Annotated in this window: 14 protein-coding genes and 1 tRNA gene; 7 read left to right on the top strand and 8 right to left on the bottom strand. The window is 71.8% G+C overall.

Annotated elements, in window-relative coordinates:
• Positions 1-56: 56 nt before the first annotated feature.
• Genes GI374_RS10790 through GI374_RS10780 form a run of 3 tightly spaced genes read left to right on the top strand, consistent with a single transcriptional unit; the run spans position 57 to position 4076 of the window.
• A complete protein-coding gene (locus tag GI374_RS10790; RefSeq protein WP_154337236.1) occupies positions 57-1007 on the top strand; it encodes a glycosyltransferase family 2 protein in 951 nt (316 codons plus the stop codon).
• Positions 1004-2680, top strand: coding sequence for a beta-1,6-N-acetylglucosaminyltransferase (locus tag GI374_RS10785; RefSeq protein ID WP_154337089.1), 1677 nt, complete (start codon positions 1004-1006; stop codon positions 2678-2680). The genes GI374_RS10790 and GI374_RS10785 overlap by 4 nt, the downstream gene beginning before the upstream one ends.
• A 7-nt stretch (positions 2681-2687) precedes the next feature.
• Positions 2688-4076 carry a hypothetical protein gene (locus GI374_RS10780; protein ID WP_154337088.1) on the top strand — a complete coding sequence of 463 codons (1389 nt, stop codon included), beginning with the start codon at positions 2688-2690 and terminating at the stop codon, positions 4074-4076.
• A 17-nt stretch (positions 4077-4093) separates the two neighbouring features.
• Here the strand turns inward: GI374_RS10780 and GI374_RS10775 are convergent, their stop codons facing one another.
• From GI374_RS10775 to GI374_RS10755, 5 genes are read right to left on the bottom strand one after another with little or no spacing between them, the layout of a single operon-like run.
• Positions 4094-4240 carry a hypothetical protein gene (locus tag GI374_RS10775; protein WP_154337087.1) on the bottom strand — a complete coding sequence of 49 codons (147 nt, stop codon included), beginning with the start codon at positions 4238-4240 and terminating at the stop codon, positions 4094-4096.
• Positions 4237-5265, bottom strand: coding sequence for a tRNA epoxyqueuosine(34) reductase QueG (gene queG / locus GI374_RS10770; RefSeq protein ID WP_370515301.1), 1029 nt, complete (start codon positions 5263-5265; stop codon positions 4237-4239). The genes GI374_RS10775 and queG overlap by 4 nt, the downstream gene beginning before the upstream one ends.
• Positions 5266-5317: 52 nt before the next feature.
• Positions 5318-5995, bottom strand: a complete 678-nt coding sequence (locus tag GI374_RS10765) for a glutathione S-transferase family protein (RefSeq protein WP_154337085.1) — start codon at positions 5993-5995, stop codon at positions 5318-5320.
• Positions 5996-6052: 57 nt separating this feature from the next.
• Entirely contained in the window at positions 6053-6763 is a 711-nt protein-coding gene (gene mtgA, locus GI374_RS10760) for a monofunctional biosynthetic peptidoglycan transglycosylase (RefSeq protein WP_154337084.1), read from the bottom strand.
• 41 nt (positions 6764-6804) lie between these two features.
• A complete protein-coding gene (locus tag GI374_RS10755) occupies positions 6805-7326 on the bottom strand; it encodes a DUF1269 domain-containing protein (RefSeq protein WP_154337083.1) in 522 nt (173 codons plus the stop codon).
• 102 nt (positions 7327-7428) lie between these two features.
• On the opposite strand from GI374_RS10755, the gene GI374_RS10750 reads away from it, so the two are divergent.
• Both GI374_RS10750 and GI374_RS10745 read left to right on the top strand, forming a co-directional pair.
• Positions 7429-8310 carry a DMT family transporter gene (locus GI374_RS10750; protein WP_154337082.1) on the top strand — a complete coding sequence of 294 codons (882 nt, stop codon included), beginning with the start codon at positions 7429-7431 and terminating at the stop codon, positions 8308-8310.
• Positions 8311-8320: 10 nt separating this feature from the next.
• Positions 8321-9379, top strand: a complete 1059-nt coding sequence (locus GI374_RS10745) for a nitronate monooxygenase family protein (RefSeq protein ID WP_154337081.1) — start codon at positions 8321-8323, stop codon at positions 9377-9379.
• Positions 9380-9586: 207 nt separating this feature from the next.
• On the opposite strand, the gene GI374_RS10740 is transcribed toward GI374_RS10745, so the two are convergent.
• Positions 9587-9662 (bottom strand) — tRNA-Lys (locus GI374_RS10740).
• A gap of 77 nt (positions 9663-9739) precedes the next feature.
• Here GI374_RS10740 and dapF point away from each other — a divergent pair.
• Together dapF and mtaB are read left to right on the top strand one after the other, a co-directional pair.
• Positions 9740-10588, top strand: a complete 849-nt coding sequence (gene dapF, locus GI374_RS10735) for a diaminopimelate epimerase (protein WP_154337235.1) — start codon at positions 9740-9742, stop codon at positions 10586-10588.
• Entirely contained in the window at positions 10588-11844 is a 1257-nt protein-coding gene (gene mtaB / locus GI374_RS10730; protein ID WP_154337080.1) for a tRNA (N(6)-L-threonylcarbamoyladenosine(37)-C(2))-methylthiotransferase MtaB, read from the top strand. The genes dapF and mtaB overlap by 1 nt, the downstream gene beginning before the upstream one ends.
• Positions 11845-11902: 58 nt before the next feature.
• Here the strand turns inward: mtaB and GI374_RS19825 are convergent, their stop codons facing one another.
• Positions 11903-12487, bottom strand: a complete 585-nt coding sequence (locus GI374_RS19825) for an endonuclease/exonuclease/phosphatase family protein (protein WP_370515282.1) — start codon at positions 12485-12487, stop codon at positions 11903-11905.
• The gene (locus GI374_RS19820; protein ID WP_370515281.1) at positions 12463-12885 is read right to left on the bottom strand and encodes an endonuclease/exonuclease/phosphatase family protein; all 423 of its coding nucleotides are present in this window, start codon (positions 12883-12885) and stop codon (positions 12463-12465) included. The genes GI374_RS19825 and GI374_RS19820 overlap by 25 nt, the downstream gene beginning before the upstream one ends.
• Between the last annotated feature and the right edge of the window lie 30 nt (positions 12886-12915).

Below are 12915 nucleotides of genomic sequence, written 5' to 3'. Positions count from 1 at the left end.
GGATCAGGGCGGCGCTGCGCCTCAGGACGCGGCGGCAATACCTGCTCTGCCGCGCCATGCGGCGGCGGCGGCAGTTGCGGCCGGTGGCCGACCGCACGGGCGCGATTCGGCCCGGCGACATTCTCGTCTTCATGACGCTGCGCAACGAGCGCCTGCGCCTGCCGTGGTTTCTCGACTATCACCGCCGGCTCGGCGTGAACCACTTCCTCTGCGCCGAGAACGGCTCCGACGACGGCAGCCGCGAGTATCTTGCGGCGCAGCCGGACGTCTCGCTCTGGACCACCACCGCCTCCTACAAGGAGGCGCGGTTCGGGATGGACTGGATCAACGGCCTGCTGCGTCGCCACGGCAGCGGCCATTGGTGCCTCGTCGTCGATCCCGACGAGTTTCTGGTCTACCCGCATGACGACACGCGGCCCTTGCGTGCGCTGACCGACTGGCTCGATGCGTCCGCGATCCGCTCCTTCTCGGCCATGCTGATCGACGTCTATCCGAAAGGCGACATCGCCGCGCAACCCTATGCCGAGGGCATGGACCCGCTGGCGGTCGCGCGCTGGTTCGACCCCGCCAACTACACGATCCGCAAGGACGCCGTTTACGGCAACCTGTGGATTCAGGGCGGGCCGCGGGGCCGCGCCTTCTTCGCCGAAGAGCCGTGGAAGGCCCCGGCGCTGAACAAGATCCCGCTGGTGCGGTGGGCACGGCACTATGCCTATGTCAGCTCGACCCATACGCTGCTGCCGCGCTCGCTGAACCTCGTCTATGACGAGAACGGCGGCGAGAGGGCCTCGGGGTGCCTGCTGCACGCCAAGTTCCTGTCCACCTTCGCCGGCAAGGCGGCCGAGGAGCTGGACCGGCGCCAGCACTACGCCGACAGCCACGAATACCGCGCCTACCACGCCGCGCTGAGCGATGCCCCCGACCTCTGGACCCAGCAGTCGCGCGAGTTCCGCGACTGGCGCCAGCTCGAGGATCTGGGCCTGATCTCCAAGGGCAACTGGGCATGAGCGCGCCGGTGCGTCTCGGCGTGGTAATGCTCTGCCACACGCAGATGAACATCGCCGCCCGCATGGCCCGCCACTGGGCCGCAGCCGGGGCGGCGGTCGCCGTGCATATCGACGCCCAGGTGGGCGTCGACGCGGCCGGGGCGTTCCGCGCGCAGCTCGAGGACCTGCCGGACATCCACTACACTGCCAGGCGCAACTGCGAATGGGGCATGTTCAGCCTCGTGGAGGCGACGCAGGAGGCCGCCGCCACGCTGCTCGCGCGGCACCCGGACGTGACGCATGTGCTGCTCGTCTCCGGCGCCTGCCTGCCGCTGAGGCCGGTCGAGGACCTGATCGCCTGGCTCGCGCTCGATCCCGCCCGCGACTACATCGAGAGTGTGACCGCCGCCGATGTCGGCTGGACCGTGGGCGGCCTCAATCAGGAGCGCTTCACCCTGCGCTTCCCGTTCTCGTGGCGGCGGCACCGCAAGCTCTTCGACCGCTACGTGGCGCTGCAGCGGCGGCTGGGCGTCCGCCGGCGCATCCCGCAGGGCGTGGTGCCGCATCTCGGCTCGCAATGGTGGTGCCTGACGCGGCGGACGATCACGGCGATCCTCGACGATCCCCGCCGCGGGGAGTTCGACCGCTACTTCCGCCGCGTCTGGATCCCCGACGAGAGCTATTTCCAGACCCTCGCCCGCCGCCATTCGACCACCATCGAGAGCCGGTCGCTGACGCTCTCGAAGTTCGACACGCAGGGCAAGCCCTACATCTTCTACGACGACCACCGCGACATGCTGGAGGCGTCGGGCTGCTTCGTCGCCCGCAAGATCTGGCCGCGGGCGAATGCGCTGCTGGAGCATTTCCCGAGGCCCGCCACCCTTCCGCCCTCGGCCGCCGAGCCGCAGCCGGGGCATATCGACCGCCTCGTCACCCGCGCCGTCGCCCGCCGCGCCCTCGGGCGCCCCGGCCTCTACATGCAGAGCCGCTTCCCGAGGAAAGACAGCGAGAACGGCAAGACCGCGGCGCGCTATGCGGTGTTTCAGGGCTTCGACGACGTGTTCCCCGGTTTCCGGGACTGGCTCGCCGCCCGCGTCGAGGCCGATGTGCACGGCCATCTCTTCAGCCAGGACCGGGTCGAGTTCGCGGACGATGCGGAGGTCGGGCCGGGCTGCCTCTCCAGCAGTGCGGCGCAGCGCCGCCACGACCCGCAGGGTTTCCTGACCTCGCTCATCAGGATCACCGCGCCGCGGCTGCAGGTCCTCCTCCTGTCGCCGCGCGACGATCACCGGCCGCTCGACTGGTTCGTCGCGACCGACCCGAATGCCCTCATCTTCGTCGTGACGGGCGCCTGGGTGCTGCCGCTCATGGGCTCGGACATGCCCTTCGACGACATCCGCCGCGTCGGCGCGCAGCTTCAGGCGCGCGAGGAGGAGCAGCTTTCGATCCTGCGCTCGGTCTGGGTCAAGGCACGGGTCCATGTCTGGGAACTGGCGGATTTCCTCGCCCGTCCGGCGGCGATCCTGCACCAGTCGGTGCAGGAGCTGGCCGAGGTGCCGCTGCCCGGCGACGACCTGCCCGCCATGCGTCCGGTTGACGGCATCGGCGCCTTCCTGCAATCGCTGCGCAACGCCGGGCTGCAGCCGCGGCTGATGGGGGATTTTCCGGCCCCGCGCCCCGCCATCCGGGAGTGAGGGACCGATGCCCCAGCCGTTCCGCAGCTTCGTGATCTTCGCCGGAATGCGCACCGGCTCGAACCTGCTGGAAGCGACCCTGAACGGCGTGAAGCGCGTCACCTGCTTCGGCGAGCTCTTCAACCCCTACATGCTCGGCTGGCCCGGCAAGGAGGAGATCAAGGGCATCACCGCGGCGGAGCGCGATGCCGACCCGCAGCGCCTGCTGCGGGCGGTGTTCACCGCCCCGAACCTCAACGGCTTCCGCTATTTCCACGACCACGACCCGCGCGTCTTCGACGCGATCATGGACGACCCGGCCTGCGCCAAGATCGTGCTGACGCGGAACCCGGTGGACAGCTACGTCTCGACCCGGCTCGCCTGGGAGACGAACCAGTGGAAGCTGAACGAGACGGAAACCCCGATCCGCGCGGCGATCACCTTCGATCCGGCCGAGTTCCGCGAGACACTGGACCAGAACACCGACTTTCTGGAGCGGGTGCAGCACCGGCTGCAGGCCTCCGGGCAGGCGGGCTTCTGGCTCGGCTATGACGACCTGCGCGACCCGAAGGTGATGACGGGGCTGCTGCACTGGCTCGGGCGCACCGATCTTGCGCAGGTGCTGCCGGCCTCGGACCAGGTGCCGCAGAACCCGCGCGAGATGGCCGAGAAGGTCGCCAATTTCGACGAGATGCAAGGCGAACTGGCGCGGCTCGACCCGTTCCAGCTGCACCGCCTGCCGAACTTCGAGCCGAAGCGCGGGCCGTCGGTGCCGACCTTCGTCGCGGCGGACGCCGGCGCCGGGCTGATCTACCAGCCAATCATGGGCGGTCCCACGGCGCGCATCGAGGCATGGCTGCGCGGTTTCGGCCCGCTCACCCGAGACTTCACCCAGGCCTCGCTGCGCCAGTGGAAGCGCGCCCATCCCGGCCATCGCGGCTTCACCGTCCTCACCCATCCGCTCGACCGGGCCTGGGCTGCGCTCAGGATCGTGGTCGAGGGGCCGCGGCATGGCGAGCTGCGGCGGTTGTTGCGCGAGACGCATCGGGTGCGGATCCCCCAGACGGGCGGCCTCGACGACCTCGGCCCCGCCGGGCAGCAGCCGCTCCTCGCCGCCTTCCTCGACTTCCTGCGTCGCAACCTGAGCGGCCAGACCACCATCCCCACCCACCGCGCCTGGGCCAGCCAGTCCGAGGTCCTCTCGGGCTTCGCGCAATTCTCGCCGCCCGATCTCGTCCTGCGCGACGAGACCCTGCAGCGCGACATCATCTGGCTCTGCGAGGCTGTTGGACTGGAGGACGCGCCGGAGCTGCCGGCACGGCCGCCCCGCCCGGCCTTCCTGCGCGACCCGGATCTGCGGAAGGCCGCGAAGCAGGCCTACTTGCGCGACTATGTCATGCTCGGCTTCGAGGAATAGCCCTCAGCCCTGCGGCGTCATGGAATGGCGAAGAGCGCGCGGAAGAAGACCTGCTGACCGGGCGGCGCCTCGCTCGCCGTCGTCTTGATGAGGGCCGCTAGGACCACGAAGGCGGCGACGCTGGCGAGCTTCAGCAGGATGCCCCGCAGCGGGTTGGCGGTCACGCGAGCCGCGCCGCGGCCCATCGGGCCGCGTCGGCCACGGTCGGGTCCCGGTCGGCCGTGAGCGCGAGCGCCACGGGGCGCAGCGGCGCCAGCCCGGAGTTGCCGATCGCATAGAGCACGTTCCGCACGAAGCGGTCGCGGCCGATCCGCTTCACCGGCGTGCCCGCGAACCGCGCCCGGAAGGCCGCGTCGTCCAGCATCGCCAACTCATTCAGCGGGGCCGGGGGCGGGCCGTGGTAGCGCAGCTCCTTCGCGGCGGCGGCGAACTTGTTCCACGGGCAGATGGCGAGGCAGTCGTCGCAGCCGAAGATGCGGTTGCCCATCAGCACCCGAAGCTCGGGGTCCACCGGTCCGTGATGCTCGATCGTCAGGTAGCTGATGCAGCGCCGGGCGTCGAGCTGCCAGGGCGCCGGGAAGGCGCGGGTCGGGCAGATGTCGAGACAGGCGGTGCAGTTGCCGCAACGCTCGGGCTCGGGCGGGTCGGGAGGCAGCGGCGCGGTGGTGAAGATCGCGCCGAGGAAGAACCAGTTGCCGAGGTCGCGGGCAAGCAGGTTCGTGTGCTTGCCCTGCCAGCCGAGGCCCGCCGCCGCGGCCAGCGGCTTCTCCATCACCGGCGCGGTATCGACGAAGACCTTGATCGCCTCGCCTTTCGCCTGCGTCGCCAGGAACCACTGCCCGACCCGCTTCAGCCGCCCCTTGACGATGTCATGGTAATCGCGCCCGCTCGCATAGACGCTGACCGCGCCAAGCTCCGGCTGTTCCAGCACCGCGAAGGGGTCGCGTTCGGGCGTATAGGCCTCGGCCAGCATCACCACCGCCTTCGCCTCCGGCCAGAGCGCCGCCGGATCACCGCGCCAGTGCGCGCGCTCCTCCATCCAGCCCATCTGCCCGTGCCGCCCCGCCTCCAGAAACGCCGCCAGCCGCCCCGCCGCCTGCGGCACCGCGTCGGGCGTCGTCACGCGCACCTTGGAAAACCCCTCGGCCAGCGCCTGCTCGACCAGCCGCTCCTTCGCCTTGACCCAAATATCCCGGAGGGAGTCGCGCTCTGCGCGACGGGGGGCAGCGCCCCCCTGAACGCTAGAAGTCGAGGACGGCATAATGCGGCGCCGCGTGGACGCCGGGCACCTGGTCGGCCAGCACCGACCGGAAGCAGGGCCGTGACTTCACGGTGGCATACCAGTCGCGCAGCGGCCCGGCGCGGTCCCAATCCACGTCCGAGATGTAGTCGAGGCAGGAGAAATGCGCCGCTGCGGTGAAATCCGCGAGGGTCAGCATGTTTCCCGCCAGCCACTTCCGCGTGTCCAGAAGCGACCCGAGGTAATCCATGTGCAGCTTGATCGCCCGCAGGCCGTCCTTCACCGCGCGGCTGTCGGGGTGGCCCGCGCGTGTGACCTTCTTCCACACCCGCTCGGTCAGGATCGGGCGCGTGACCTCGGCGTTGAACTTGTCGTCGAACCAGGCGCAGAGGCGGCGCACCTCGTAGCGCTCGAGCGCCGAGGCTGGCATCAGCGGCGGCGAGGGGACCGTCTCGTCGAGATATTCGCAGATTGCCTGGCTCTCGGCCATCAGCCGCCCCTCGTGGCGCAGCACCGGCACCTTGGCGGCCGGGTTGCGGCGCGGCAGTTCCGAGCCCGGCTCCCAGTAGCGCTCCTCGACCAGTTCCACCTCGATCTTCTTCTCGCCGAGGACCAGGCGGACCTTGCGGCAGAAGGGCGAGAGCGGGGTGTGATAGAGGCGCGTGGCGGGGGTGTTCATCGGCAGTCTTCGCGGCACAGGGGAGATGGCTCCTGTTACGCCCGCGGTGTGCGGGGTTCAACCGCCGGTCGTGGCCTCGAAGCAGGCCGCGCGGCCGTCCCGCCCTATGGTCGCGGCGCCGTCCGCGATCGCGGCGGCGCGTCGGGCGACCTGCTGGCCCTTCGGGTCGCGCGTCTTGGGCGCGGGCAGCACCGCCGCCAGCCGCGCGGCCTGCATGGCGGTCAGCTTGTCGGGCGTGGTGCCCCAGTGGTGCTCCGCCGCCTGCGCCACGCCGAAGATGCCGGGGCCGAACTCGGCCAGGTTCACATAGACCTCGAGGATGCGCCGCTTGGTCCACAGCGCCTCGATCACCGGCGTCAGCCCCGCCTCCAGCCCCTTGCGGACCCAGCTCCGCCCCTGCCACAGGAACACGTTCTTCGCCGTCTGCTGGCTGATGGTCGAGGCGCCGCGGTCCGAGCCGCTCTCGATCACCTTGCGGATCTCGGCCATGTCGAAGCCCCAGTGACGGCAGAAGTTGGCGTCCTCGGCCGCGACCACGGCGCGCAGCATCTCCGGCGCGATCCGCGCGATCGGGGTCCAGCGGCGCCCGGGCGTCCCTTCCGCGAGGATCGTGAGCGTCGTCGGCGGGTTCAGGACCGCGAAGAGCGCGACCACGGCGAGGACCGCCAGCACGCCGCGCAAGGTCGAGCGGCGGAGCAACCGGCGCAGGCCCCCAATGCGGCGGGCGGAGGGGGCGTCAGCGGCCTCGGCAGGGGCGTGGGGCGGCATGGCGCCGCAGTCTCACGCCCCCGGAGGCGGCGTCAAGCGCTTCAGATCCGGGGCACCGCCGTCGCCTCCCCCGGCGCGCCGTCCGAGATCGCGGCCCGCAGGCGATCCTCGTCCTCCTGCGAGAGCGAGGTCCGCATGATCCGGCCCCGCGGCGCAGCCTCCTTGAGCCGGTCGAGCACCTTGTCTGCCGTCATCTTCCGCACCAGCAGGAACACCGCCGAGCCGCCGGGCTGCACCGCCTGCCCGACCTCGCGGATGAAGTCGTCCTGGATGCCCACATCGGTCAGCGCCCCCGCGAGCGCGCCGCCCGCCAGCCCGATCACCGCCCCGGCGAGGGGGTTGAGGAAGATCAGCCCGATCAGCATGCCCCACATGGTGCCGCCGGTCGCCCCGATCGCGGTCATGTTCGCCGCCTGATGCAGCTGCACCTTGCCGTCCTTGCGGGTCACGACCACCGCATCCTCCAACTGGAGCAGGTATTCCTTTTGCATCCGGACGAGTTCGGCGCGCAGCTCGAAGGCGGAGGCCTCGTCGTCGAAGGCAATGGCGATCAGGTCGGACATGGGACACCTCTCGGAAAGGGGCGCAGCGGGAGCAACCTGTTATGGCGCAACGGGTTCCACCGGCGCGGCGGACTGGCTAAGGGAACCGTGGAGGGACCGCCCATGCCACAGCCGACGGACCAACGCCGCGCCACCGCGACCGGTTTCATGGCCGTCGCGCTCTGGTCGCTGCTGGCGTTGCTGACGGTCCGCACGGCACCCGTCCCGCCGATGCAACTCGCCGCGATGAGCTTCGCCATCGGCGGAACGGTCTGCCTCGGCTGGGCCGGGTGGCGGGGCGAGCTGGGGACGCTGCGCCATGTGCCGCTGCGGGCGTATCTCTGGTCGGTGGCGGGCCTCTTTCTTTATCACGCGCTCTATTTCGCCGCCCTGCGCCTCGCGCCACCGGCGCAGGCGGGGCTGGTCGCCTATCTCTGGCCGCTGCTGATCGTGCTGCTCTCGGGCCTGCTGCCGGGGCAAAGGCTGACCGGCTGGCATGTGGCGGGCGCCGGGCTCGCCTTTGCGGGGACGGCGCTGCTGCTGGCCGGGCGGGGCGGCGGCGCCGCGCCGAACCCTGCTCTCGGGCTGGCGCTCGCGGCGGGCTGCGCGGTGATCTGGTCGGGCTACTCGCTGGGCCTGCGGCTGTTCGCGGCCGAGGTGCCCGCGGCCAGCACCGGGGTCGCCTGTCTCGGCACTGCGCTGCTGGCGGGCCTCGTGCATCTGGCGGTCGAGCCGACGCTCCGGCCCGAGGGCGCGGGCGGCTGGCTGGCGGTGCTGGCCCTCGGCGCCGGGCCGGTCGGCGCGGCCTTCTACATGTGGGAGATCGGGATGAAACGTGGCAACCTGCAACTGCTGGGCACCGCCTCCTACGCCGCCCCGGTCCTCTCGACACTGGCCCTGATCGCGGCGGGGGCGGCGGAGGCCTCGCCTGTGCTTGTCGTCGCGGCGGGGGCGGTCGCCGGGGGCGCGCTGCTCGCCTCGCGGCGGGCCCGCCGTCTCGCGTGAAAGGAACCCGATGCCCGACCTGCACCCGCTCCCCGCCCGCCTCGGCCTCCGGCTACCGATCCTCCAGGCGCCCATGGCCGGCACCGCCTCGCCCCCCCTCGCCGCCGCCGCGACCGAGGCCGGCGGCCTCGGCGCGCTCGGCCTCGCCGCCATGACGCCCGTCCGCGCGGCCGAGGAGATCGCCGCGACGCGGGCCCTGACCGGCGGGCCGATCAACGCCAACTTCTTCTGTCACCGGCAGGCCCCGTCCGACCCGCAGCGCGATGCGCGCTGGCTCGCCCGCCTCGCGCCCGAGTTCGCCCGCCTGGGCGTCACGCCGCCCGAGCAGCTGCAGGCGATCTTCCCGACCTTCCGCGGCAACGCCGCGCTGCTGGACGTGGTGCTGGACACCCGCCCGGAGGTCCTAAGCCTGCATTTCGGCCTGCCGGAGCCCGAAACCGTGACCCGCCTGAAGGCCGAGGGGATCGTCCTGATCGCCACCGCGACCAGCCTCGTCGAAGGCCGCGCCGTCGAGGCGGCGGGCTTCGACGCCGTCGTGGCGCAGGGCTGGGAGGCCGGTGGGCATCGCGGGCTGTTCGACGAGGACGGGCCGGACGCGCGGCTCGGCAGTCTCGCGCTGACGCGGCTGCTGGCGCGGTCGCTCTCGATCCCGGTGATCGCGGCGGGCGGGATCATGGACGGCGCGGGCATCGCCGCGGTGGAGCGGCTGGGCGCCGCGGCGGCGCAGATGGGCACCGCCTTCGTCGCCTGCCCGGAATCGCGGGCGGATGACGGCTACCGGGCCGCGCTTGCCGAGGCAGCCGACACGGTGATGACCCGCGCGATCTCCGGTCGCCCAGCGCGGGGACTCGCCAACCGCTTCACCGCGCTCGGCGACGGTCTGCCCCGGGCCGAGATTTCGGCCTATCCCTACGCCTATGACGCCGGAAAGGCCCTCATCGCCGCCGCGAAGGCGCGAGGCGAGGCCGGCTTCGGCGCGCATTGGGCGGGGCAGGGCGCGCCCCTCGCGCGGGCGCTGCCCGCCGCCGAGCTGATGGCGCGGCTGGCGGAGGAACGCGCCGCCGCCTGACCGTCACACGGCGCCTAGCAGCAGGGCGGCATGCGCGCGTAGAGGATGATGAAGGCCGCGCCCGCCCACCGCGGTGAGCAGGACGAGGCCGAAGATCAGCAGAAGGATTGTGGTCACGCCCGGCTTTCCGCCCGCTGGAACGGTGGGAGCGAGGCGGGTTCCATCCCCGGTTAGCGGCCAGAGAGGAGCGCAAGGGGTGATGGAAGCTGGTGAGCCCGACAGGATTCGAACCTGTGACCCACTGATTAAAAGTCAGTTGCTCTACCAACTGAGCTACGGGCCCGCCAGGTGGCCCTCGTAGCAGCACAAGCGGCGGGGTCAAGGCGAAAAAGCATGGCGCAGGCGCGGGTGCGGGCCTATATGGCCGCCATGCACGACCTTCCCGGCCCCGGCCTGCCGTTCATCAAGATGCACGGTCTTGGCAATGACTTCGTGGTCCTCGACCTGCGCCGCGGCGGCGCATTGCCCACGGCTGCGCTGACGCGGGCGATTGCCGACCGGCACCGCGGCGTGGGCTTCGACCAGTTGGCCGCGATCCTGCCCGGAGAGCAGGGGGAGGACGCGCGGCTCGTGTTCCTCAACGCCGATGGCAGCCGGGCGGGGGCCTGCGGCAACGCGACCCGCTGCATCGCGCGGATGCTGATGGACGAGGGCGGGCTTTCGGCGGTGCGGCTGAGGACCGATCACGCGCAGCTGGCGGCCGAGGATGCGGAAGGCGGGCTCACGCGCGTCAACATGGGGCCGCCGGTGCTCGACTGGCAGGCCATTCCGCTCGCGCGCGAGGTCGACACGCTGCGCCTGCCGATCGAGGGCGACCCGGTCGCCACCGGCATGGGCAACCCGCATGCGACGTTCTTCGTCGCTTCGCTCGACGCCGTCGACCTGCCCGCCTTCGGCGCGGCGATGGAGCATCATCCGCTCTACCCCGAGCGCACCAATGTCGAGGTGGTCGAGGTGCTCTCGCCCGACGAAATCCGCATCGGCATCTGGGAGCGGGGGGCGGGGATCACGCTGGCCTCCGGCTCCTGCTCCTGCGCCGCTGCCGTGGCGGCGGCCCGGCGCGGGCTGACGGGGCGCCGCGTGACGGTGCATGTGCCGGGCGGGCGCCTCGACGTGGACTGGCGCGAGGACGGCGTCTGGCTGGAGGGGCCGACGGCGCGGGTGTTCGAGGGCGTGCTCTCGCCCGAATGGCTGGCGGAGGCGGGGTGATGGACGCCAAGGCGCCGATCCTGGCCACGCATGGCTGCCGCCTCAACGCCTGGGAATCCGAGGCGATGCGCGAGATGGCCGGCGCTGCGGGCCTCACCGACGCGGTGATCGTGAACACCTGCGCGGTCACGGCCGAGGCGGTCCGCAAGGCCCGGCAGGAGATCCGGCGCCTCAAGCGCGAGCATCCCGAGCGGCCGATCCTCGTGACCGGCTGCGCCGCCCAGACCGAGCCGCAGACCTTCGCCGCCATGCCCGAGGTCGCCCGCGTCATCGGCAATGCCGAGAAAATGCGCCCCGAGACCTGGCGGGCGATGGCCGCCCCCGACCTGATCGGCCCGACCGAGCGGGTGCTCGTGGACGACATCATGTCCGTGCGCGAGACCGCCGGCCACCTGATCGACGGCTTCGGCCGGCATCGCGCCTATGTGCAGGTGCAGAACGGCTGCGACCACCGCTGCACCTTCTGCATCATACCCTATGGCCGCGGCAACTCGCGCTCGGTCCCTGCGGGCGTGGTGGTCGAGCAGATCAGCCGTCTCGTGGATCGTGGCTTCCGCGAGGTGGTGCTGACCGGCGTGGACCTCACGAGCTGGGGCGCGGATCTGCCGGGGACGCCGCGGCTGGGCGATCTCGTGCGGCGCGTGCTGCGGCTGACGGGGATCGAGCGGCTGCGGATCAGCAGCATCGATTCGATCGAGGCCGACCCGGCGCTGATGGAGGCGATCGCCACCGAGCCGCGGCTGATGCCGCATCTGCACCTGTCGCTGCAGCACGGCGACGACCTGATCCTGAAGCGGATGAAGCGCCGGCACCTGCGCGACGATGCGATCCGCTTCTGCGAGGAGGCGCGGGCGCTGCGCCCCGACATCGCCTTCGGCGCCGACATCATCGCGGGGTTTCCGACCGAGACGGAGGCGGCGTTCGAGAACAGCCTGAAGCTGGTCGAGGATTGCGGCCTGACGTTCCTGCACGTCTTTCCCTACAGCCCGCGCAAGGGCACCCCCGCCGCGCGGATGCCGCAGGTCGCGGGCACGGCGGTCCGCGAGCGCGCGGCGCGGCTGCGCGCGGCCGGAACGGAGGCGCTGACGCGGCATCTGGCCGGGCAGGTGGGGCAGGTGGCGCAGGTGCTGACGGAAGGGCCGCGGATGGCCCGGACGCCGCAATTCGCTGAGGTCGGTTTCGATCGCGACATGCCGGAGGGGGGGGTCGTGACGGTCCGCCTCACCGGCCATGACGGGGCGCGGCTGACGGCCTGACGATCCTTCTGCGAAAGATCAAAGGGCGGCGATCCTTCGCAGAAGGATCGTGGGCGGTTCAGTCGATCTCCAGATCGACCCAGACCAGCCGGTGCCGCGAGGCGGTCAGCGCCGCCTCCGCCAGCGGCCCTTCCGCCTGCCAGACCACGCCCGAATCGATCACCCGCAGCTGCTTCGAGGGCAGGGCATAATCCACCCTCAGGTTGCCCGGCCCGTCCGCCTCAGCCCAGTCGCCGGTGTCGAGCGCCGGGTCGCCGGTCTGCACCGCATTCGCCCCGTCCTGCACCGCGGCCGCCCCGCCCTCGGAGCGCGGCTCGGGGTCCTGCACCCGCGCCAGCAGCGCGTGGATCGCCTCGCGCCGCCCCTCGCCATCGTCGGGGTCGAGGTTGGCGTTGCCCATGACCACGAACGGCCCGCCCGGCTCGTAGCGGGTCCAGAAACCCACCTCGTCGTGGTTGCGGCGGCCGTTGCGGTCCTCGGGGCCGTCGAACACCGGGGTGGTGGCGCTGAAGGCCAGCAGATGCAGAACCGTTTCGCCGACCGGCAGGGCCACATCCCAATGCGCCGTGGTCGAGAGGCGTTGCACGGCCGCCACCTCGGCCGGCGTGTCCTCGGGCATCAGGTGCCCGGCTGGTCGCGCCACCGCGCCGCCGAATGGTCGATCAGCGCCCCGAGCGGGCGGTTCGACAGCAGCGCCATGCCGCCCTCGCCCGTGAAGAAGCCGAACCCCTGCGCGTCCTCGGGCGTGCCGCGCCTGCCGTCGCCGTCGAGGTCGAGGCCCGTCGCCAGCCCCCGGTTCGGCTGCGGCGCAAGGCGGTGCGGATAGTCGAGCCCCGCCGCCGCCAGCCGAGCCGCGAAGGCGTCGAGCGCGAGCCCCTCGAAGTCCCAGTCGAAATCCGTCAGCAGCAGCACATCCGGCCGCGCCGCCGCGATGACCTCCACGACCGCCGCGATCTGCGGATCGTCGCCCTTCTGCAGGTCCGCCAGCAGCAGCCCCGGCCCCTTGCGCGTCAGCGCGGGGGCGTAGGTCGCCAGCCGCAAGACCTCGGCCGCGGCGGGCGCGGCCGAGAG

Source organism: Paracoccus sp. S-4012 (genome assembly GCF_009674885.1).
GTDB lineage: Bacteria > Pseudomonadota > Alphaproteobacteria > Rhodobacterales > Rhodobacteraceae > Paracoccus.
The sequence above is the reverse complement of the archived record's forward strand: the minus strand, read 5'-3'. Positions and strand labels throughout refer to the sequence as shown.

What these genes read in the sequence shown, in the direction of transcription:
- GI374_RS10790 (WP_154337236.1), top strand. Translation starts at nt 57, where the DNA reads ATGCGGCGGCGGCGGCAGTTGCGGCCGGTGGCCGACCGCACGGGCGCG.
- GI374_RS10785 (WP_154337089.1), top strand. Translation starts at nt 1,004, where the DNA reads ATGAGCGCGCCGGTGCGTCTCGGCGTGGTAATGCTCTGCCACACGCAG.
- GI374_RS10765 (WP_154337085.1), bottom strand. Translation starts at nt 5,995, where the DNA reads ATGAACACCCCCGCCACGCGCCTCTATCACACCCCGCTCTCGCCCTTC.
- GI374_RS10745 (WP_154337081.1), top strand. Translation starts at nt 8,321, where the DNA reads ATGCCCGACCTGCACCCGCTCCCCGCCCGCCTCGGCCTCCGGCTACCG.
- dapF (WP_154337235.1), top strand. Translation starts at nt 9,740, where the DNA reads ATGGCCGCCATGCACGACCTTCCCGGCCCCGGCCTGCCGTTCATCAAG.
- GI374_RS10755 (WP_154337083.1), bottom strand. Translation starts at nt 7,326, where the DNA reads ATGTCCGACCTGATCGCCATTGCCTTCGACGACGAGGCCTCCGCCTTC.
- mtgA (WP_154337084.1), bottom strand. Translation starts at nt 6,763, where the DNA reads ATGCCGCCCCACGCCCCTGCCGAGGCCGCTGACGCCCCCTCCGCCCGC.
- mtaB (WP_154337080.1), top strand. Translation starts at nt 10,588, where the DNA reads ATGGACGCCAAGGCGCCGATCCTGGCCACGCATGGCTGCCGCCTCAAC.
- GI374_RS10780 (WP_154337088.1), top strand. Translation starts at nt 2,688, where the DNA reads ATGCCCCAGCCGTTCCGCAGCTTCGTGATCTTCGCCGGAATGCGCACC.
- GI374_RS10750 (WP_154337082.1), top strand. Translation starts at nt 7,429, where the DNA reads ATGCCACAGCCGACGGACCAACGCCGCGCCACCGCGACCGGTTTCATG.